19 protein-coding genes and 1 pseudogene are annotated in these 21,603 nt (G+C 39.9%); 16 read left to right on the plus strand and 4 right to left on the minus strand.

All coding sequences use genetic code 11. The features are described 5' to 3' along the window. Window positions 1-26 precede the first annotated feature (26 nt). The gene (locus ACE3JL_RS23665; protein ID WP_002761639.1) at window positions 27-176 is read right to left on the minus strand and encodes a hypothetical protein; all 150 of its coding nucleotides are present in this window, start codon (window positions 174-176) and stop codon (window positions 27-29) included. Between the two features lie 16 nt (window positions 177-192). Here ACE3JL_RS23665 and ACE3JL_RS23670 point away from each other — a divergent pair, with 16 nt between their 5' ends. The 9 genes from ACE3JL_RS23670 (at window position 193) to ACE3JL_RS23710 (ending at window position 12,310) form a co-directional block, all read left to right on the plus strand. Continuing rightward, window positions 193-720 (plus strand): hypothetical protein, encoded by a 528-nt coding sequence (locus ACE3JL_RS23670; RefSeq protein WP_002761637.1) that lies wholly within the window; start codon window positions 193-195, stop codon window positions 718-720. A 254-nt stretch (window positions 721-974) separates the two neighbouring features. Beyond that, window positions 975-2,495, plus strand: a complete 1,521-nt coding sequence (gene kaiC / locus ACE3JL_RS23675) for a circadian clock protein KaiC (protein WP_002744832.1) — start codon at window positions 975-977, stop codon at window positions 2,493-2,495. Between the two features lie 72 nt (window positions 2,496-2,567). Further along, on the plus strand, window positions 2,568-3,398 hold the full coding sequence (locus ACE3JL_RS23680) for an amino acid ABC transporter substrate-binding protein (protein ID WP_375328529.1): 831 nt from the start codon (window positions 2,568-2,570) through the stop codon (window positions 3,396-3,398). An 84-nt stretch (window positions 3,399-3,482) separates the two neighbouring features. Then, entirely contained in the window at window positions 3,483-6,107 is a 2,625-nt protein-coding gene (locus ACE3JL_RS23685; protein ID WP_375328530.1) for a DNA polymerase III subunit alpha, read from the plus strand. 569 nt (window positions 6,108-6,676) lie between these two features. Continuing rightward, the gene (hisIE, locus tag ACE3JL_RS23690; protein WP_271989391.1) at window positions 6,677-7,312 is read left to right on the plus strand and encodes a bifunctional phosphoribosyl-AMP cyclohydrolase/phosphoribosyl-ATP diphosphatase HisIE; all 636 of its coding nucleotides are present in this window, start codon (window positions 6,677-6,679) and stop codon (window positions 7,310-7,312) included. An 83-nt stretch (window positions 7,313-7,395) separates the two neighbouring features. Further along, window positions 7,396-8,781: an FAD-dependent oxidoreductase gene (locus ACE3JL_RS23695; protein WP_271989392.1), complete on the plus strand. Its 1,386-nt coding sequence runs from the start codon at window positions 7,396-7,398 to the stop codon at window positions 8,779-8,781. Between the two features lie 24 nt (window positions 8,782-8,805). Next, on the plus strand, window positions 8,806-9,429 hold the full coding sequence (gene tmk, locus ACE3JL_RS23700) for a dTMP kinase (RefSeq protein WP_271989393.1): 624 nt from the start codon (window positions 8,806-8,808) through the stop codon (window positions 9,427-9,429). Between the two features lie 4 nt (window positions 9,430-9,433). Beyond that, entirely contained in the window at window positions 9,434-10,927 is a 1,494-nt protein-coding gene (locus tag ACE3JL_RS23705; protein WP_271989394.1) for a thymidylate synthase, read from the plus strand. Window positions 10,928-11,360: 433 nt separating this feature from the next. Continuing rightward, a protein-coding gene (locus ACE3JL_RS23710; protein WP_375327693.1) for an IS630-like element ISMae26 family transposase occupies window positions 11,361-12,310 on the plus strand; the annotation gives its coding sequence in 2 pieces (ribosomal slippage) (window positions 11,361-11,703 and window positions 11,703-12,310; 951 coding nt in all). 293 nt (window positions 12,311-12,603) lie between these two features. On the opposite strand, the gene ACE3JL_RS23715 is transcribed toward ACE3JL_RS23710, so the two are convergent. Then, window positions 12,604-13,437 carry a photosystem II manganese-stabilizing polypeptide gene (locus tag ACE3JL_RS23715; RefSeq protein ID WP_150976440.1) on the minus strand — a complete coding sequence of 278 codons (834 nt, stop codon included), beginning with the start codon at window positions 13,435-13,437 and terminating at the stop codon, window positions 12,604-12,606. A 330-nt stretch (window positions 13,438-13,767) separates the two neighbouring features. Further along, window positions 13,768-14,391: pseudogene (locus ACE3JL_RS23720) on the minus strand (helix-turn-helix domain-containing protein); the annotation flags it as partial. A 231-nt stretch (window positions 14,392-14,622) separates the two neighbouring features. Between ACE3JL_RS23720 and ACE3JL_RS23725 the strand changes: the two are divergent. Further along, entirely contained in the window at window positions 14,623-15,126 is a 504-nt protein-coding gene (locus ACE3JL_RS23725) for a molybdenum cofactor biosynthesis protein B (RefSeq protein ID WP_271989397.1), read from the plus strand. 1 nt (window position 15,127) lies between these two features. Here the strand turns inward: ACE3JL_RS23725 and ACE3JL_RS23730 are convergent, their stop codons facing one another. Next, window positions 15,128-15,739: a hypothetical protein gene (locus ACE3JL_RS23730; RefSeq protein ID WP_375328531.1), complete on the minus strand. Its 612-nt coding sequence runs from the start codon at window positions 15,737-15,739 to the stop codon at window positions 15,128-15,130. Window positions 15,740-15,873: 134 nt separating this feature from the next. Between ACE3JL_RS23730 and ACE3JL_RS23735 the strand changes: the two genes are divergently transcribed. The 6 genes from ACE3JL_RS23735 (at window position 15,874) to ACE3JL_RS23760 (ending at window position 21,588) form a co-directional block, all read left to right on the plus strand. After that, complete coding sequence (locus ACE3JL_RS23735; protein ID WP_375328532.1) at window positions 15,874-16,539, plus strand: urease accessory protein UreF; 666 nt, start codon at window positions 15,874-15,876, stop codon at window positions 16,537-16,539. Window positions 16,540-16,688: 149 nt separating this feature from the next. After that, window positions 16,689-17,639, plus strand: a complete 951-nt coding sequence (locus tag ACE3JL_RS23740; protein WP_375328533.1) for a glycosyltransferase family 2 protein — start codon at window positions 16,689-16,691, stop codon at window positions 17,637-17,639. A 5-nt stretch (window positions 17,640-17,644) separates the two neighbouring features. Further along, window positions 17,645-18,235 carry a hormogonium polysaccharide biosynthesis acetyltransferase HpsU gene (gene hpsU, locus ACE3JL_RS23745; RefSeq protein WP_375328534.1) on the plus strand — a complete coding sequence of 197 codons (591 nt, stop codon included), beginning with the start codon at window positions 17,645-17,647 and terminating at the stop codon, window positions 18,233-18,235. A gap of 834 nt (window positions 18,236-19,069) precedes the next feature. Next, entirely contained in the window at window positions 19,070-20,467 is a 1,398-nt protein-coding gene (locus tag ACE3JL_RS23750) for a serine/threonine-protein kinase (RefSeq protein WP_271990079.1), read from the plus strand. 316 nt (window positions 20,468-20,783) lie between these two features. Continuing rightward, the gene (def, locus tag ACE3JL_RS23755) at window positions 20,784-21,359 is read left to right on the plus strand and encodes a peptide deformylase (RefSeq protein ID WP_271990077.1); all 576 of its coding nucleotides are present in this window, start codon (window positions 20,784-20,786) and stop codon (window positions 21,357-21,359) included. Between the two features lie 31 nt (window positions 21,360-21,390). After that, window positions 21,391-21,588 carry a hypothetical protein gene (locus ACE3JL_RS23760; protein ID WP_002731987.1) on the plus strand — a complete coding sequence of 66 codons (198 nt, stop codon included), beginning with the start codon at window positions 21,391-21,393 and terminating at the stop codon, window positions 21,586-21,588. The last annotated feature ends 15 nt before the right edge of the window (window positions 21,589-21,603 follow it).

The raw sequence follows: 21,603 nt of genomic DNA on the forward strand, positions 1-21,603 counted from the left end.
TCAAGGAACCCTGAAATAAACAGAATTTATCTATTTTTCGGTTTGATTCCTTCCTGTATGTAGGGTATAGTTCTCTTAGGATCAATCTTCAGCACGGGTTTCTTCCCTGTTGCTGTTTTTTCTTGTTGATTGTCGGTTTTTTGCTGATTTTGATTATTATCGGTTGTATGTTCCATAGTAGAGCAAATAAGTATGACAAATATTCGGCTTACCTATGATTATACCTTAAACTCTATCAAAGTTGTCAAGGATAGTATTAATCAACTAAATACAAAACTTACTTTGATTCTGACTATTAGCGGTGTTTTGGTTAATTTTGGCAAAGATTTACCTGCTTATATAGTTTCCCTTGAATGTAACCAGTCTATTTATCCTTGTCTTAGCTGCTATCTTTTGAAATTTTTGGCTTATTTATTCACAATTATTACTATTGGCTTAGGATTATGGGGTCTATCCCCAGTAGTGGGTGGTGAAATTATCCTACCAGAACAATTGCTTGCTGAGGAATGGAACCAAGCAGAGGAAGAAGACTATCTAACGGCTTTAATACAATATTTACAAACAGAAACTTTAGTTATAATCTCTAAAATTAGAGAGCAAAAAGCAATTAGATTAAATTGGGCAATTAGGACGATAGTAACAGCAGTAATCTTGTTTTTATTAGATGAGATGATTTTTATTTCTATTCCTGTTTTGGGTAAATTTTGTGCGGGGATATAACCCTAACTACCTTACTGCGCTAACACAGCCTACTTAATATTTTCTTGAAAAATAAGCTCTTGGGATTATTTATTGATCATTTATATTCGAGAAATTCTCAGCAGATAATGTGGATAATCTAGTCGATATTGTCATAAAAGTTAACAACGCTCACTGAATTTTCTTGATACACCCCAACTAGGGATGAATTTCTGGTATCACTGGTCACTGAAATAGGTACAATAAACATTAGCTCGTTTTCATAGAGAACTTAAATGACGCAAAATAATCCCCTAGAGTTGATTGAGAAGTTAGAAACAGGAATCCCCGGCTTTGATTTTCTTTCGGAAGGGGGATTGCCGAAAGGAAGAGCAACTTTGATAGCGGGAACGGCAGGAAGTGCTAAAACGGTCTTTGCCTGTCAATTTCTCGCAGAAGGCATCAAAAATGGAGAAAATGGCGTTTTTGTTACCTTTGAGGAGCCACCCCACGCACTCAGAAAAAATATGGGTGGTTTTGGTTGGAATATCCGGCAGTGGGAGGAGAATCGCCAATGGGCCTTTGTCGATGCTTCCCCCCAACCAGAAGAAAAGCCGATGGTGACGGGAGAATACGACCTAGGCGCATTAATCGCTCGCATTGAATTTGCTATTCGCAAAAATAAAGCCAAACGGGTGTCTATGGATTCCTTAGGCGCAATTTTTAGCCATTTAAGTGATAGCGCTCAAGTGAGAAGTGATCTTTTTCGTCTGGCAACCGCTTTGCGAGAATTGGAAGTAACAGCGATTATGACCGCAGAAAGAACCCAAGAATACGGTGAAATCAGTCGTTATGGGGTGGAGGAGTTTGTGGCCGATAATGTGGTGATTTTACGCAACGTTTTAACCGATGAGAAAAGAAGAAGGACGATCGAAATTTTAAAATATCGCGGAACCGATCACCAAAAAGGAGAATTTCCTTTTACAATTATTCCCAATAAAGGGGCCGTGATCATTCCTTTATCAGCTATTGAATTAGAACAAAAATCCTCTAATATTCGTATCACTTCCGGCAGTCTGGAACTCGATAGAATGTGTGGTGGTGGTTTCTTCCGCGATTCGGTTATTTTGGTTTCGGGAGCCACGGGAACAGGAAAAACCCTGATGGTGACAGAATTTATGGCCGGGGGAGTAACTAATGGGGAAAGATGTTTAATTTTTGCCTTCGAGGAAAGTCGCGAACAGTTATTTAGAAATGCTACTGGTTGGGGGGTGGATTATGACCGCATGGAAAAGGAAGGTAAATTAAAGGTAGTCTGCCGTTATCCCGAAACTACGGGTTTAGAAAATCATTTAATTATGATGAAGGAAATTATCGAGGAGTTTCAACCGAATCGAGTGGCAGTAGATAGTTTATCTGCTTTAGAAAGGGTTTCCAATCTGAAAGGATTTCGGGAATTTATTATCGGTTTGACTTCTTTTATTAAGCAAAAAGAGGTGGGAGGATTATTTACTTCCACCACTCCCACTTTATTAGGAGGTTCCTCGATTACAGAAGCACATATTTCGACAATTACTGATTCAATTATTCTGCTGCGTTATGTGGAAATGTATGGAGAAATGCGCCGCGGTATCACTGTTTTAAAAATGCGCGGTTCTATGCACGATAAGGATATTCGTGAGTTTTCGATCGATCATCAAGGTATGCACATTGGTCAACCTTTCCGCAATGTTACCGGAATTCTGGCTGGAACTCCTATGTACACAGCACAAACAGAAGTAGAACGTTTGAGTGGATTATTTGAGGATCGTAGTTAAAATATAGCAGCATTTGCTAATCGCACGTCGGTGGTTAGCTTTTTCTCCCTATCTCCTTCTTGCTTTCTTGATATGTCTAAAAACTTTTGGTTGATTTTTCTAGGTCTTTTACTGATAAATAACCTACATTTATCAGTCTTAGCAGAAACAGTTTTACAAAGAATTGCTCGCACGGGAGAATTAAAAGCGGCATCCAGAAAAGACGCTACTCCCTTTAGTTATATCAATGAGAAAACGGGACAATGGACAGGTTACGGAGTGGAATTAATGCGCTTAGTCCAACGTCGATTAGAACAAGAATTAGGTAAACCGATTACAATAACCTTTACAGAAGCGACGACTAATAATCGTTTTCAGCAAGTGGAACAGGGACAAGTAAATTTATCCTGTAATGCGGCAACAATTACGGAAGAAAGACTTAAAAATGTTAATTTTTCTATTCCCTATTTTATGACAGGAGCGCAATTTTTAACTAAAAGGGAAAATGTTGATAAAATAGATATTAATAACACTTTAGCATCAGTTGCGATCGCCTATATTCCCCACACCACCACCGATAGTATTATTCGTTATATCTATCCTCTGGCTAATTGGCAAGCTGTCAGCGATCGAAGTGAGGCAGTGGCAAAATTACAAAGGGGAGAAGTTAAAGCAGTGGTTAGTGATGGAATTCTTCTGCTGGGGGAAATCGTTAAACAAGGACAGGATCCGCGACAATTTGTGCTAATACCCCGTCAACCGATTACCACCGAACTTTATGGCTGTATTTTACCCAAAAACGATCCCGAATGGAAAAAATTTGTTGATACTGTTGTTGGCAGCAATGATAACCGGAAACTGCGAGAACAATGGTTTAATTTAGAACAAGGTTTTTTCCCCTATACGATTCTCAATCAACCCTAAAAATAGACTGTAATTGCTGAAAATTCAAAGTAAGTAAATTCTAGTTTTTTTCTTTTTCCTTGTCACTTTTTTCTGAGAAAAATTATGTCTTTTGTCGGTTTACATATTCACAGCGATTATAGCTTACTTGATGGTGCTTCCCAATTACCGTCACTAATTGATCGAGCGATCGAATTGGGACAACCAGCGATCGCTTTAACCGATCATGGAGTCATGTATGGTGCGATCGAATTAATTAAAACCTGTCGTAATAAGGGAATAAAACCAATTATTGGCAATGAAATGTATGTAGTTAATGGTGATATTGAAGTCAATCTTCGCCACCGAAAATATCATCAAGTTGTTCTAGCAAAAAATACCCAAGGCTATAAAAATCTGGTTAAATTAACTACTATTTCTAATCTGAAAGGTATTCAAGGTAAAGGCATTTTTGCTCGTCCTTGTATCAATAAAGAGTTACTCCAACAATATCACGAAGGATTGATAGTTACCAGTGCTTGCTTAGGTGGAGAGATTCCCCAAGCAATTTTAGCTAATAACAGAAAATTGGCTAAGGAAACTGCTAAATGGTATAAAAAACTTTTTGGTGATGATTTTTATTTAGAAATTCAAGATCACGGTTCTAAAGAAGATCGGATTGTTAATGTAGAAATAGTTAAAATTGCTAAAGAATTAGGAATCAAAGTAGTTGCTACTAACGATTCTCACTTTATTTCCTGTTACGATGTAGAAGCACACGATGCCTTACTTTGTATTCAAACTGGCAAGTTAATTACTGAAGATAAACGTCTCCGTTATAGCGGCACAGAATACTTAAAATCTGCTGATGAAATGCGTTTACTTTTCCGTGATCATCTGCCAGAAGATGTGATTGAAGAAGCGATCAATAACACCTTAGAAGTAGCAGAAAAAGTCGAACCCTATAACATATTTAATGAACCAAGACTACCTAACTATCCAGTTCCTGCGGGACATACTGCTGATAGTTATGTAGAAGAAATTGCTTGGTTAGGATTACTAGAAAGATTAAAATGTCCTTCTCGTCACGAAATTGAAACTACTTACAAAGAAAGGCTAGAATACGAATTAAAAATGTTACAGAAAATGGGATTTTCTACCTATTTTCTCGTGGTTTGGGACTATATAAAATATGCTAGAGATCATGATATTCCCGTCGGTCCAGGACGCGGTTCTGCGGCGGGTTCTTTGGTAGCATATTCTTTAAAAATAACTAATATTGATCCCGTTCATCACGGTTTATTATTTGAGCGTTTTCTCAATCCTGAACGGAAATCTATGCCTGATATTGATACGGATTTCTGTATCGAGAGACGGGATGAAATGATCCAATACGTCACGGAAAAATATGGGGAAGCTAATGTTGCCCAAATCATTACTTTTAACCGCATGACATCAAAAGCTGTCTTAAAAGATGTGGCGCGGGTGTTAGATATTCCCTACGCTGAATCGGATAAAATGGCGAAAATGATTCCCGTTTCTCGCGGTAAACCCACACCTTTAAAAGTGATGATTTCTGATGAAACTCCCGAACCAGCATTTAAAGAAAGATACGATACGGAACCCCATGTGCGTCATTGGTTAGATATGGCAATTCGGATCGAAGGTACTAACAAAACCTTCGGAGTTCATGCTGCGGGAGTCGTCATTTCCTCCCAACCTTTAGATGAAGTGGTTCCCCTCCAGAAAAATAATGATGGATCGGTAATTACCCAATACTTTATGGAGGATTTAGAATCATTAGGATTGTTAAAAATGGACTTTTTAGGGTTAAGAAATTTAACCACTTTGAAAAAAACCGCCGACTTAATTAAACAAAATCAGGGCATAGATATTGATCTTGATCAATTGCCTTTAGATGAAAGAAAAGCCCTGCAAATTCGGTCTAAAGGGGAACATAAAAAACTACCTCCCGATATTCTTAAAACCCACGGATTGCTAGAAGAAGGGGATTTAGAAGGTATTTTCCAGTTAGAATCATCGGGGATGAAACAGATCGTTAAAGAGTTAAAACCATCGGGTATTGAGGACATATCTTCAATCCTAGCACTCTATCGCCCCGGTCCTTTAGATGCGGGATTAATTCCCCTCTTTATTGGTAGAAAACACGGTAAAGAACCCATTCGTTATGATCATCCTTTATTGGAACCAATTCTTAAAGAAACCTACGCGGTTTTAGTCTATCAAGAACAGATCATGAAAATGGCGCAGGATTTAGCGGGTTATTCCCTAGGAGAAGCGGATCTATTGCGTCGAGCAATGGGTAAGAAAAAAGCCTCCGAAATGCAGAAACAAAGGGAGATGTTTATCGATGGTGCTGCTAAAAATGGTGTGGAAAAAAGAATCGCTGAAAATCTCTTTGAACAGATGGTAAATTTTGCCGAATATTGTCTAGGAGGTCAGACGTTAATTTTAACTGAGGAATACGGATTATTGCCAATCGCTAAAATTGTAAGCGAAGAAATTAACTGCACTGTTTATAGTGTAGATAAAAATGGTTTTATATATAGTCAACCGATCACCCAATGGCACGAGCGAGGTTTACAAGAAGTCTTTGAATATACCCTAGAAAATGGGCAAACTATCCAAGCAACCAAAGATCATAAATTTATGACTAGCGATGGAGAAATGTTAGCCATAGATACAATATTTGAGCGAGGTTTAGATTTAAAATCCTCTGATTTTTCCTAAAAGTCTCTCCCTTTCTTTATAATTCAAGGCAGGTGATTTCAATAAAAAAGAGAAGCAGTAAAATACAGATTATAGCTAAATAGACCAGCGTAAAAAAATGCTTTTTCTAGAACAATTAAAGCAAATACCAGACCGTAGTGACAACCCCAAAAAGTATCCTCTCTGGCTACTAATGATAATAAATCCGTTGAGTATAAGCTCCATATTAGCACAGGCAAAAGACTTCAGATGTAAGATCGGACGAATGGCAAAAAGGGCAATAAATAATCAGTTTTTAATAACCAGATTTAGTATTAAACGAGATTTTTTTTTATTTTTAAAAACTGAGTTTTTCACAGGGTTGCAGAGATGACATTTTTAGGGTAGCAAAAAGACGCTCCTTTAAGGATGAATTCATTCACCCCGTTTACATCTTTAGGAAATTGATTCTTATGGAACTCCAGTTTTAACGGTCAAAACTATTCAGTTTCATATTTTGTTCCTCTCTTGATGAGTTTTTGTTCGGCAAACCCTATATAATTAAACTTTGGATAATTTATCTCACCATATTTCTTGACCGCAAAAAACTGATGTCCTCTTTACTCTCCGCTATTCCCCTCGATGCGATCGCTTATAATGCACAGGGTTTAGTACCAGCGATCGCTCAAGACTATCTTGATGCTACAGTTTTAATGATGGCTTGGATGAATCGGGAATCTCTCGAAAAAACTCTTACCACTGGGGAAGCGTGGTATTGGAGTCGTTCCCGTCAAGAATTATGGCACAAAGGAGCCACCTCAGGCCATATCCAAAAAGTGCATCAAATTCGCTACGATTGCGATAGTGATGCTATCTTGCTGACTATTGAGCAAATTGGTGATATCGCCTGTCATACTGGCGAAAGAAGCTGTTTTCACCAAGTAAATCCGCAAAAATCACCGCCAGCGGCCGACACCCTCTCGGAATTGTTTAAAGTAATTTGCGATCGCAGAGACGATCCTTATCCGGAATCCTATACCTGTAAACTTTTGGCCGGAGGAGATAACAAAATTCTCAAGAAAATCGGCGAAGAATCGGCAGAAGTGGTCATGGCCTGCAAAGATAATGATGGCGATGCTATTGCCTCAGAAGTGGCCGATCTTTTCTATCATACCCTCGTTGCCCTCGCCTATCATCAAGTCCCCCTGCGAGATGTCTATAAAAAACTGCAAGACCGGCGCCGGTAATCAGTAATCAGTTATTGGTTATCAGATTTGAGTTTTTACTGTTAATTTTCCGACTCCTGAATACTGTCTCCTACTTTATATTTGTGGTTTACGACTTAGTAATTATCGGTGCCGCTCCTGCGGCGAAAGAAGCAGCTTTGTTGGCTGTTCACCTCAAAAAAAGGGTGGCTTTAGTGCAACAGCCTTCTAGGGACAATTTAGAGGCATCTGAGGACATTTTTAGCAGGGGATACAGCCAAATTATTCATCTCTATAAACTGCTTAATTATTGGCAAAAAACGACCATTTATCCCCAATGGCAACGGTTGCGGGAATGGCTAGAGGAAGTAGATAAAACTATTAATAAATATCATTCTTTGGCAAGATTAGCCACGGAAGGAATAGATGTGATCTCAGGTGGGGGAGAATTTGTCCGGTTGCCCCATTTAGGATTCGTGGTTAACGGTCGGCAATTATTGGCTAAACACTATATTATTGCCACGGATTTTTATCCTCAAGTACCGAAAATTTTAGGCTTAGATGAAGTTAATTATTTTACCGCTCAAAACCTTTGGCAAGAGCCAAATTTAGACAATTTAGGACAACATTTAGCAATTATTGGTAACAGCAGCATGGCTGTGAGTTTGTCCCAAATTCTCCGACGTTTGGGGAAAGAAATTAGCTTAATTATCGAGAATAATTATCTACTACCAGATATTGATCGGGAAATTTCCCATTTAGTTACTGCCATTTTAGAAGCGGAAGGAATTAAGATTTTACCAGGCTATTGTCCTAGTCAAGTGAAAGCGATCGAGGGTAAAAAATGGTTACAATTAGGCAATCGTGTTATCGAAGTTGATGATCTCATTTTTGCTGGTAATTATCAAGTCGATGAACGGGGATTAAATTTGGCTGGAGTTGGAGTTAAACTAGAGCAAGGATTAATTAGGGTTAATCAGCAATTACAAACCGATAATTCTCGCATTTATGCTCTAAATTTGCTCAGAAATAATTATCCCGATCCTACTTTAAATCACCGGGCTGCTTTTGGGTTAGTCAAGCATCTGCTCACGGGAGAAAAATTTAACTTTAATCCCCAGCAAATTCCCTCATTTATTGTTTTTGATCCGACTATTGCTTGGGTGGGTTTAACCGAAAAAGCAGCCCAGGACAGCTATGGTGAGGAGGTAAAGATGATCAACTATCCCATCAAAAATATGGTTCCCCAGCAAATCTGGGGAGAAACCACAGGATTTTGTCAATTAATCTACCGACAAGATGGTAAAATACTAGGAGCGCAAATAGTCGGTAATCAAGCGGCAGAAATGATTAGTATCATCAGTTTAGCTTTGCAAGAAAATTTAACCATACAATCCCTAAATAAAAATATTTATACCTGGGGAAGTATGGGAGAGATGATCGGAGAAATGACCCAATTAATCCCCCAGAAAAAATCTTGGTTAACTTGGCTAAAAAAATTATTTAGATAATTGGATCGAGAAAAAAATTAAATTATGAAACCGAAATTTATTGTCTTTGAAGGTATTGATGGATCGGGAACAAGTACCCAAGCAAAACTCCTACAAGAATATTTTTTAAAACGAGGGGAAAAAGCAGTTTTAAGTCCCGAACCTTCCGAGGGTGTCATCGGTCGTTTGATTCGAGAAATAATGCAAACTAATCTTATTTATATCGAAGATCAAAATAAATTTGATCAACAAATGGCCTATTTATTTGCAGCCGATCGCCATTATCACTTATATAATGATCACGATGGTGTTTTCAAACTTATTCACCAAGAACAAACCCATGTGATCACTACTCGTTATTATTTTTCTTCCCTGGCCTATAATTGCAATAATTCCGAAGAATTTGCTTTTGTTCAGCAGTTAAATCAGCATTTTCCCAATCCAGATTTAGTCATTTATATCGATGTTATTCCTGATATTTCTCTAGCAAGAATTAAAAACCGAGCCATCACAGAAGTGTACGAAAAACAAGAAAAATTAATGAAAGTTCGTCAGATGTTTCTCAATATATTTAAAGAATATAAAGATAATTGTTTACAACTGGATGGCAGTGATACAATAGAACAGCTTCACCAAAATATTATTAATTATCTTGAACAATTAATTTAAATCCATGCTTAGTATAGAAACCACCCCTAAATTCACCTACCAACCCCACTATAAACCCAATCAATTAATCTGCGGTCACGGACAAACAGCAATTATCACGGGATGGACAGTAAAACAGTCCCTTGCTAAACATTTAAATCCTGACCAATACGCAGTGATTGGCAATCTTTATAGTCCCACTAGAGGAATTAGTCCCCTGCTGAGAAACTTAATCGCAAATCCCCACGTTAGATACTTAGTTATTCTCAACGCTACAAAGGAAGATAAAAATTCTGGTAGCTGTCAATGTTTGCTAGACTTTTTTAGTCAAGGATTTCAGCTAGGGAAAAGTGATACAGGTCGAGAATGTTGGCTAATTAGTTCTCCCATCACGGGATATATTGACCAAGAAATTGACCGAGAAACTCTCGAAAAATTACGTCAATCGATTCAATATCAACTGGTTAAATCTATCTCAGAAGCGATTGAAACTGTCAAAAATTATGCAGCACAATCACCCCTACCAACTTGGGGAGAACCATTAATCTTTCCCCTCTTAGAAAATCTTCCTTCCCTCCTACCCGGAACAAGATACGGTCATCGCATTGAAGGAAAAACTATTGCTGAAACTTGGGTGAAAATTCTCCAAAAAATTAAAACCACTGGCACAATTAGACCCACAGGATATGATGGTAAATGGCAAGAATTAATTGACTTAATGGCCGTTGTCACCGATGAACCCCTAGACTTTTATTTTCCCGAACCTAATTATTTACCTATAGACAGAGCTTTTCTTACCGAATATATCGGACAAATTCTCGATGATTCCCCTATACACCAAGGAGTTAAATACACCTACGGTCAAAGATTACGCTCTTGGTTTGGACGAGATCAAATTGCACAGGTTATTAATAAATTAATCTCAGAAATTGACGCAGCCAGTGCAGTTATGTCCCTCTGGGATGTGAAAGACCACGAAAAAGGAGGTAGTCCCTGTCTAAATCATATTTGGGTGCGAGTGGTGGAAAATGAATTATCTCTCACCGCAATATTTAGAAGTAATGATATGTTTGCAGCTTGGCCAGCAAACGCTATGGGATTACGCGCTTTACAGCAATATATTAGGAATGAGATTAGCAAGCAATCTGACTACAATTTATCAATAGGTCCATTGATTACTATCAGTCAATCGGCCCATATATACGATGATACTTGGGAAAATGTCGAACGATTAATCGCCACCCAGTACGATAAGATTATCAATCAGCGTGATTTTTTTGACCCTAGCGGTAACTTTTTGATTTCCGTGGAAGAAGAACAAATTCTCGTCCAACAAACTACCCCCGGCAGTGGGGAAATTGTCGCTTGTTATCAGGGCAAAAATCCCCTAAAATTAATTCGCGAGCTTGCTGCCACCAATCCGGCAATTATTCCCGAACATATCGGTTATCTGGGAATCGAGTTACAAAAAGCATACAATTGTCTCAAGAATAATCAACCATATATGCAAGACCAGTAGTAGGGAGCTTATGAGAACATAAATTACCATTTATCTGCTGGGAGTACCCCCCAGAAAAAATAATCTAAAACCTGAGATAATTAAATAGATTACCTGAGTTGCCAAAATGGTTTGTGGAAATAACAGGTACTTCTAGGGAATAATCCCATCATTATTTCGAGTCTGCTGAAAAAGCTTTTCTGGGGACAGGGTGTAGGATTTAGGGTTTTACCCATTTTCATCTGGTCAATTATCTAATTTTCAGGGAAAAAGTAACTGAATTTTTCCCCCAATCACTCCAAGGGTCAGGACTTTTTGCAGTCCAAAGGGTCTAAAAGTTTTTACCCAACAAGGTCTTTAGATTTATTCAGCAAATCCTATTATATAGCAATTCTTGGAGCTATGAGGTACAATGGAAAGCAAATAGACAAATAATAGAACTTACCAGCTTCCTATGAGACCCTATTCCGTAGATTTTCGCCAAAAAATTATCGATGTCTGGAAGAAAGAAAAAATTTCCATTCGAGGACTAGCTCAGAGATTTGACGTGGCCAAAAGCTTTATTCAGAAGTTATTGAAGCAACATAAAGAAACAGGAGATATCCGTCCTCGTCCGCAAGGGGGAAGTCCGCCAACCAAGTTAAATAGTGAACAATTGATAATTTTAATAGAAATCATCGAAGCTAACAATGATGCAACTCTCGAAGAATTATCGGACTTACTGTATGAAAAGACACAGGTGAAAGTCAGTAGAGCCACCTTGGGGCGGCTGACGCAAAAACTCAATTATAGTTTCAAAAAAAAACACTACACGCGGCGGAAAAAGAAAGTGACAGGGTACAGCAAAAAAGAGTGGAATACTGGTCAGAAGTTCGGGAAATTGAGGCATCAAAACTAATTTTTATCGATGAATCGGGGGTAAATTTAGCCCTTTTGAGACTCTATGCTAGAGCCTTAATTGGCCAAAGAGCTAGGGGAAGAAAACCACAAAAAAGAGGGAGAAATATTTCAATAATTAGTGCTATAAGCTTAGAAAAAGTTGTCGCATCAGTCAACATATACGGTGCAGTGGATGCGGTAACATTTGAAGGATTTATTCTGAAGGAAGTGCTGCCAAAAATTAAAGAAGGAGACTGTCTGATCATGGATAACGCCAAGATTCATCTCGGAGAAATGGTCAGAGAAATAATCGAACAAGAAAAAGCTAGACTCATCTATTTACCTCCTTATTCTCCCGAATTCTCTCCTATTGAAAACTTTTGGTCAAAAGTCAAAGCGATGTTAAGAAAACTAAAGGCGAGAACTTACAAAGACTTAATAGAAGGGATTGAATTGGCTATGTTAGAAGTTACTCAAAAAGATATTCGCAATTGGTTTACTCACTGTTGCTACTGTACCTCATAAGTCAGAGAATTGCTATAATATCGGTTTTCGAGAATTGTACATATACAAAGTCAGACTAAATCCGGTTATTAAAAACTGGTTATTTATTCTCCGTTTTGCCTTTTGAATGAGCAGAAAACGGGTTTCTGCGAGAAACCCGTTTTCTGTGCGTTACTCAACGGATTTAGTATTAGCATTCATCCCCGAAGCACTCAAGCGAGGGACTTCTGCGGACAATAAGTTAAAGCTTAGAAAAAAGCGAACTTCTCTAGGGAGAAATTCGCCTTAATTTCCAGAAATTCTGAATTTATTAGTTAGGCACGAGCTTCGAGACGACCGTAGAAAATGCCGCGAATTTTCACTTCCTCAGCGTCTTTTGCCCCTAAATCGGTGTCGGAAGGCTGTTCACTTTCAAAAACACCAGCAAACTCCCCAGTAGAAGCGTCAACTTTAGTTACCTGTAAAGACATAGTACCTTTACCCAGTTCCGTCGCTTTGACGTTAGCACGCTGGAAATCTTGACTATCAGCACTAGCGGGTAAAGCGACAGCATTATCATAACCCGTCACCACACCCCGACCTTTGGGATCCAAGAAACCAGCGCCACGATAGGAAGGAACTTTAAAGTCACCTTCAAAATCTGTGGAACTGTTGATAGAGCTAAATCCAGCTTCGGTTTTGCCAGTGAAACCTTTCATGGTAAAGAAGAAGGGAACTCTTTCACCTCCGGGCAATTGTACGGTAACTGGTTGGAAATCGATACCGTCTTCTTCCTTGAGGGTTAAAACACCGTCTTCACCTACGGTTAAGGTCGCTGTCATCTGTTCTAAACTGGTGGTATCTCTGGTTAAGAGTTTACCCTGTACAAAGGTTGCCGCTTCCCGCTTATTAACTGGTTCACCCTTGACAAAATATTCTTGGGGTTCCAAGCATAAATCTGTCACCACATAACTTTCACCGCTTTCTAAGGGGAGAGTACCCCGGGTAAACTCAGAAATCTGTGGACATTTGTTAGCTAATCCAGTGTTTAAAATTTCATCATAGGTTAGCTCGTTTCTATTCAGGACGGCACTAGGCGCGTCGCTACAAGCTGTCAACACCCCTAAGCACAAGGCTAAAAAGGCAACTAACAAGGCACGAAATCTCATCTATGTCAACCTCTCTTTGTCAATCTTTACAATTACTACCCTTGATCCATAGCCTGATCAATTATCGAATCGGTTGCGCCAATTCACCGAAATTCAGTTTATCAAAGATCAGTGACCATTGAGAAGATGGGACACAGGAGAGGGGAGACAGAAGGCAGTCCCGATTCCAAAGTTGGCACCGCCCACCATGAAAAGATGATAGCCTCCTATTAAGGCCAAGACAAAAAAGCTGTTCCCTCAATAGAGCTTTCTAGCCTGAGAGGCAGTCGAACCAGGATACCCAGAGGCATCAATCACCCCTGCCCAAGCGGCCTGTTCAATATTTACCTAGGCTGAGAGAGGAACTTTTGGCTGAGGAGAAGGGGAAGGAGAGGCTACCAGTGTAGGAGGGACTACCGGTGCGGGGGAACTCAAGGGCGAAGGAGAGGGAGTAACAGCAGGGGGGTTAGAGAGAGGGGGACGGAGGAAAAGATAGCCGATACCGCAAAATATGCCCGCCAGCAAGCCTAACCAGAGATACATCCCGAAAAAGGTCGATTTAGCTGGTTGGGGGCTAGTTTCTGGGGCTGGTTCTTCTGGTTTCACCCGGTCCACTTTCGGGGCAGCGGGTTCAGCCTTGGGGAGAGGGGTAACTTTTCTGGGCAGTGTTTTCGGAATAGTTACCTCTAGAGCTAATTGTTCCGCACTAGGAGACAAACGATCGGCTAAAGCTTTACCATCAATTTTTAGAGCATCACCGTAGCGTTTGATAAATCCCTTGACATAAATTAATTCTGGTAATTTCTCCCAATTCCCCGTTTCCAACGCTTCTAGCATTGGTAATCTAATCATCGTCAGGGCGGCGATATCGTCTATGCTCAGGCAGCTTTCTTCTCGTTTTTGACGTAAATAAGTCCCAATTTCCTTGATTTGTTCGGCTTGTAGGGGACTGAGTTGACTCATAATTCCAGTCATGATTTATACCAATTAGATGATAATCTCGATTTTGTTATTTTGGGATAATCTCTTCTCTAAAAGATCCTTTTACCTTGTCACCATTACTGGCGAAAAAGTTCCAAAAACCAGTAAAAATCAGCAATACTTGCCAAAGTTAAGTTTTTTATCCTAGGGTGACTGCACTGACCAGATAATACATACATTTGTTCTTAATGCTTGTTTTTCTCGAACCTTCAACAAACCCTAATTATGACCTTTATTCCCCATCCCGACACCACCCCCCTTCACCTTACCTGTGCCGTAGTCACGGTGAGCGATACTCGTACCCCAGAGACGGATAGAAGTGGCCAAATAATTCAAGAGTTACTAACTCGATCGGGTCATGATATCGCTCTCTACTTAATTATTCCCGATGAACCCTCACAAATTCAAGCAATCTTACCAGAAATTAGCAATCAAAATCGGATAAAAGTTTTAATTCTCAATGGGGGGACGGGTATTGCTCCCAGAGATACTACATACGATGCTTTAGTACCTTTATTAAGGATTACTTTACCCGGTTTTGGTGAATTATTTCGTTATCTTAGTTATCAAGAAATTGGCTCTCGTGCCATGGCATCAAGGGCAATAGCTGGGGTTTATCAAAACTTATTAGTCTTTTCTCTTCCTGGTTCCACTAATGCCGTTAAATTAGCCCTAGAAAAACTGATTCTTCCCGAAATTTTACATCTGGTTAAACAGATGAATGGATAATTTATTTTGACTTGATCTGGGCTGAAATTTCTTGAAAACATACATCCCAAAAATAGCTGGCTAGATTCACTGCGCTTAACAGTTTAGGGATTCCTTCACTTAGACTAGCAAAATCTCGATTGTTAATATGGAGAAAATCAATAGCGATCGCAAAAGTTAAAAGTGCTAAAGCAATGATTAAAATTTGGTAATAAGTTTGTGTTATTTGCCGCCAAAATACTAAACCATAAATCAAAATTGCGAGGGCATAAACAGAGATAGTCAAGAATTTGGGAATATTAAAATAGAGGAGAATGATATGAATTCTGAAGATTTCATTGATGGCAATCAGTCCCGTTATTATAGCAGAAACAAGTAAAAAATTGTCAGAATTATTGAAACTTGTCTTGCGGGACAATAAAGTATAACTAAAAAGGCAAACAATCGGAGGTAAACAACAAAGAAACTGAAAAGAATGGGTTAATAAACCAGCGATCGGAGTTGGGGGAGTAGCGGGAGGATAAAACAAAAGACTAGAGGGTAATTTTACCCGATCAACCCCAGCAATCAAAGCTAAAATCAAGAGGAGAACGACAAGATTTATTTTCAGAAAATGCTGTTCTCGTGAGGACATAAGTATAACAGTTGATAATTGTGGCTATTAATCACGGTATAATTCACAAAGTGCCGCTTTCTACCCGCTCGATCTAAATAACGAAGCGCCAAGCATTTCCCCAGTTGTGTTAAGGACAATTTTCTCAGTTTTCTATGCTCAATCAAAAAGAAATTTTGTGTTTATTGCAATTGGCTAGTCCCATTTTACCCGTTGGGGCTTATAGTTATTCCGAAGGGCTAGAAACCCTCGTCGAAAAGGGGATTATCTCCAATAGTGCCAGCTTAAATGATTGGTTAGAGCGATCGCTTTGTCAAGGCTCGATTCGCTTAGAAACGGCTGTTTTACTAAGGGTATATCGCTGTTTTTGTCAAGAAGATTTTACAAAACTTAATTATTGGGACAATTGGTTATCGGCAACGCGGGAAACAGCCGAATTAAGACAGCAAAGCTGGCAAATGGGGCGATCGCTGCTAAACCTGTTGCGGGAGTTAGCACCAGACAGAGAGGATCTACCGGAACAGGCTAATTATGCCACCGCTTTTGCGATCGGGGCAAGTCATTGGCAAATTGGGGAAGAATTAGCGGTTTTAGGCTATTTACACAGTTGGGCAAGTAATTTAATCAATGCAGGACTGCGTTTAATTCCCCTTGGACAAACCCTAGGACAAGCGCTTCTGATCGGTTTACAGCCCAGTTTATTAACAGCAACAGCAGATATGATCAGTTTAGCCGATGAAAACCTGAGCAGTTGGAGTTGGGGGCTAAGTTTTGCCAGTATGAACCACGAAACCCAGTATAGTCGTCTATTTCGCAGTTAGCAATTTAGGGAGAAGAGCAGGAGAATGACGGAAAAAACCGAATAAGGTATAGTATGATTGAAAAAAATCCTAGGTCGTAGTTCTCGCTTTCTGAGTGACCGAGGGTTTTAAGGAAAGATGCGAACACTCTACCTAGCCACAGTGTACCAATGTTTAGTCAATCAGAAAAAATTCCCGTTTCGGTGTTAATTCCCGCCAAAGACGAGGAATCTAACCTTCCCGCTTGTTTAGAGAGTGTTGCTAGGGCTGATGAAGTGTTTGTCGTCGATTCCCAAAGTAGCGATCGCTCGATCGAAATATCTACAAACTATGGTGCTAATGTAGTCCAGTTTTATTTTAACGGTCGTTGGCCAAAAAAGAAAAACTGGTCCCTTGATAACCTGCCTTTTCGCAACGAATGGGTATTAATCGTCGATTGTGATGAGAGAATCACCCCCGAACTATGGGACGAAATCGCCACCGTGATCCGAGATCCCAACTATAACGGTTATTATCTCAATCGTCGCGTCTTCTTCCTCGGACAGTGGATCCGTTATGGTGGCAAGTATCCCGACTGGAATCTGCGTTTATTTAAACATAAGTCGGGTAGATACGAGAATTTAAACACGGAAGATATCCCCAACACAGGAGATAATGAAGTTCACGAACACGTTATCCTCGATGGCAAGGTGGGCTATCTGAAAAATGATATGCTGCACATCGATTTCCGTGATATCTATCATTGGTTAGAAAGACATAACCGTTATTCCAACTGGGAAGCCCGGGTTTATTACAATATTCTCACGGGTAATGACGAAAGCGGTACGATCGGAGCGCACCTGTTCGGTGATGCAGTGCAGAGAAAACGCTTTTTAAAGAAAATTTGGGTAAAACTGCCCTTTAAACCGCTACTGCGCTTTATCATCTTTTATTTTATCCGTCTTGGTTTCTTGGATGGCAAAGCTGGTTATATCTACGGTCGTCTTTTGAGTCAGTACGAATACCAAATAGGGGTTAAATTGTACGAATTACGGCAATTTGGCGGTAAATTAAACGTTAATGCCCAGACTAATCCCCCGATTAAACCCTCGGAACCTCAACCCGCAGAAATGATTAAATAGGTCCTATGTTCCCAGAAATCCGCACCAATGAGGAAGCGTGGCTAGATCTGCGTACCTACGATCAATCTTGGTTCGATCGCGGTCGTTCTAATCCAATTATCCTACTTTGGTGGTTAGTACAGGGAATTCTTTTCCCCCTCACTTTGCACCAGATGGATAGCTTTCGCTGCGCTGTTTTGCGGCTATTCGGGGCTAAAATCGGCCTTGGGGTGAAAATTCGCCCGACGGTTAGGGTGACTTATCCTTGGAAAGTAGCGATCGGTGATTATACTTGGATCGGCGATGATGTGGTGATTTATAGTTTAGATAACGTTACTATCGGCAATCATTGTGTGATTTCTCAAAAATGCTATCTTTGCACTGGCAGTCACGATCCGGGCGATCGCTCTTTTGGCTTAAAAACTACTCCCATCCTCATTGGTAATGGTACATGGATCGCAGCCGATTGTTTTTTGGCTCCGGGGGTAAAAATTGGCTCTAATGTTGTTATTGGGGCAAGAAGTAGCGTATTTGCTGATATTCCCGCTCAAAAGGTCGCTTGGGGTAGTCCCTGTCGTCCTCAATACGATAGAAAGATGAATTCTTATAGTGGTTAAGCTAAGAGGCATTATTTTAAAAGGGTTTTGCCATCATTCAGCAAGCTCCAATAAATGTGCATGGTGCGTTCCCAAAAAAATCTATTAGTGGAGCAGTAGGGGCAACATTAGGGAACGCACCCTACGACTACGACGATAGCGAGCGCTGAAAAAATACATCCCTTAACCTAGTCCGAGGATTAGGAAAAAACGGGCAATATAATTGAATTTCTCGGCAGTTATCATCGGAGATGCTCAAGTTTGGCTCTTCTAGGTTCTGTGTGATAAGTTTAACTTATACTAAATCCGTTGAGTACAGGCTAGTGATGAGGAGAGGCAACAGGCTTCGGCCGTGAGCTCAGGCTTCGACAGTGAGACTTCGGCGTGAGACTTCGGACGTTCGGCGAGCTCAGTAGTTCGACAGGCTCACTAACACGAACGCTCAGTAGTTCGACAGGCTCACTAACACGAACGCTCAGCCGAACCGCCGAACGGCAAGAGGCAAAAGAGGGAATAAATAATCAGTTTTTAATAACCAGATTTATAGCGTTTCTCACACCTGTGTGGTATAGTTAAACCTTTGCTAATTAAGCTTTTCACCATCGACAATGTACCTCTTGCGAACAGGAAACGCTATAGTATAAATACGTTGAGTATTACATACTTTGTGTCCTCTGTGTCTCTGTGGTTGCCTCCACTTCCTCGCCAGCAGGACTATATCTTAGAATACATTTTACCCACCAAATCCAAAAGAGCCCAAGTTTTGATGATTCGGTCAAACTTCCGTTTTCTTAGCTTGCAGTTTAGAAATTTCTCGATTAATCTAGAATTAGGATTCTCCTAGGAATACATTGTATGCTGCCAGGGCAAATTTTAGGCGATCGATACCAAATTCAAAATCAGTTAGGTAAACAAACCGGAAGACGCACTTTTCTCGCCCAAGATCTCAAAACGGGTACTACTGTTGTCGTCAAATTATTAATCTTCAATCCCGATTTTGAATGGACAGATTTAAAACTTTTTGAACGGGAGTCCGAAACTCTTAAACATCTAGATTGTCGCTCGATTCCCGAATATATCGACTATTTTGAAGTTCGCAACGATACCTATCAAGGTTTTGCTCTTGTTCAGAGTTATATCGAGGCGAAATCTCTCAAGGAACAGATAGAAACCGGTCGCAAATTTAGTGAATCAGAGCTGCAAGAATTAGCTAAATCTATCCTAGGTATTTTAATTTATCTTCATGGACTTAACCCGCCAATTATTCACCGGGATTTGAAACCTAGTAATATTTTACTAAAAGATCGATCGGGTCATAGTATCGGTAATGTTTATTTAATTGATTTTGGTTCTGTCCAGACTGTTGCTCAACAGGAACAGTCCACTTTAACTATCGTCGGAACCTACGGTTATATGCCCCCAGAACAATTCGGTGGTCGCACCGTTGCCGCTTCTGATTTATACAGTTTAGGAGCGACTTTAATCTATCTAGCTACAGGCATTCATCCCGCCGATTTACCCCAAAAAGATGGCAAAATTCAATTAAATAATTTAGCCAATTTAAGCCCTGCTTTTGTTCATTGGTTAGGGCAGTTAATCGAACCTAGTCTCGAGAAAAGATTTGTTTCAGCACAGGCAGTAAATCAAGCTTTAAATACTCTCCACGAGATGCAATTAACTTCCTCAAACCTTGCAAAACCCGCCGGAAGTCGGGTACAGTTGCAAAAAAATGAGGAGAAAATTAAAATATCTTTACCTCCCGAAGGTTTTACCCCTAAATTAATTTATCTTGGAACCTTTGCTATCGCTTGGAACGCTTTTTTATTAGTATGGACAGGAGGAGCCATTTCTATTCCTCTGTGGATAAGTTGGTTTTTTCTGCTCTTTTCCTTGCCCTTTTGGTTTGTGGGTTTAGGAATGCTTTATCAGATTATTTATTGTCTCAAAGGAGAGGAAATTATCACTATTGATAGTCAAGAAATTGTTACCATTCAGCGAATTTGGGGTTTGACACTTCCGGGCAAAAAGAAAATGGCAAGGGAACATATTAATAAACTGGTAAAAGCTGATAGTTATCATACCAAAGATGGCGATGGCGATCAAGTTTATGTGCCGATGGCTTTAACTATTTGGGCGGGGACTAAAGAATATACTATTAGCAGTAAAACAAAAGAATATCTGAGTAAACCCGAAATTGAATGGTTAGCAGCGGAATTAAGTCAATGGTTAGGAATACCAATTACTAATAAGTAGCCAGTTACAATCAGCTTTTTTCTCCCTTCTCCCCCACTGATTACTGATAACTGCTTACTGATAACTGAAAAATCTCCCCACTCCCTCACTGATAACTGATAACTGATAACTGAAAAATCTCCCCACTCCCCCACTTCCCCACTCCCCCATTTCCTAATTCATAATTCATAATTCCCACTCCCTGATATAGACGAAATGTCTGTGATCAGTGTAAAATTTTATGAAGAGTCTCGGCTTTTTTCTCCCTTTTCTGGAGAAATGCCCCAGCACCAGTCACTAAGATCAAAATTGTGTCATCCCATCGATAATTAAGTTTATGAGCGCCACTATTACCGTAGAAAAACGCAAATTAGAAAAACCCCCTTTAGAACTGCATTATCTCGGCGATCGAGTCCTGCGTCAACCGGCCAAGCGAATTGCTAAAGTCGATGACAGCATTCGTCAATTAGCCAGAGAAATGCTGCAAACTATGTATAGTGCCAATGGTATCGGGTTAGCAGCCCCGCAAGTAGCAGTCAATAAACAATTGATTGTCATCGATTGTGAACCCGATAAACCGGAAAATACGCCCCTAATTCTGATTAATCCCCAAATTATCGGTTATAGTCGGGAATTGTGCAAAGCGGAAGAGGGTTGTTTGAGTATTCCCGATGTGTTTTTAGATGTCATCCGTCCCCAGGCGATCGAAGTGAGTTATAAAGATGAACAGGGGAAACCGCGAAAACTGCAAGCTAACGGTTTACTAGCGCGGGCAATTCAACACGAAATGGATCATCTTAATGGTGTCATGTTCGTGGATAGAGTAGATAACGATTTGGCACTCAATGAAGAATTAAAAAAACACGGTTTTTCCGTGCAAGCGGTGAAACCCGTCGAGAAAGTGACAAAATAAAGGCATTAGTTAATTTAGGTGAGGAGTGAAGATGACCCCGAAAAGCGGCGTTTTATTGTTATTATCCTGTATTGCAGCGATCGCTGGTGTGGGTTGTGTCTTTGAAATTAGTTCAGGAGAACCGGATTTAGGCAATACCACCACTGGCTTAATTCTAGCGGCAAGTGTGCCACTAACAGCCCTATTTTTTTGGGCTGCGGTTAAAGACACGAGAGCCAATTATAAATAGAATAACTTCCCCTCG

The sequence above is a fragment of the Microcystis sp. BLCC-F210 genome, from assembly GCF_042134685.1.
Lineage (GTDB): Bacteria > Cyanobacteriota > Cyanobacteriia > Cyanobacteriales > Microcystaceae > Microcystis > Microcystis aeruginosa_D.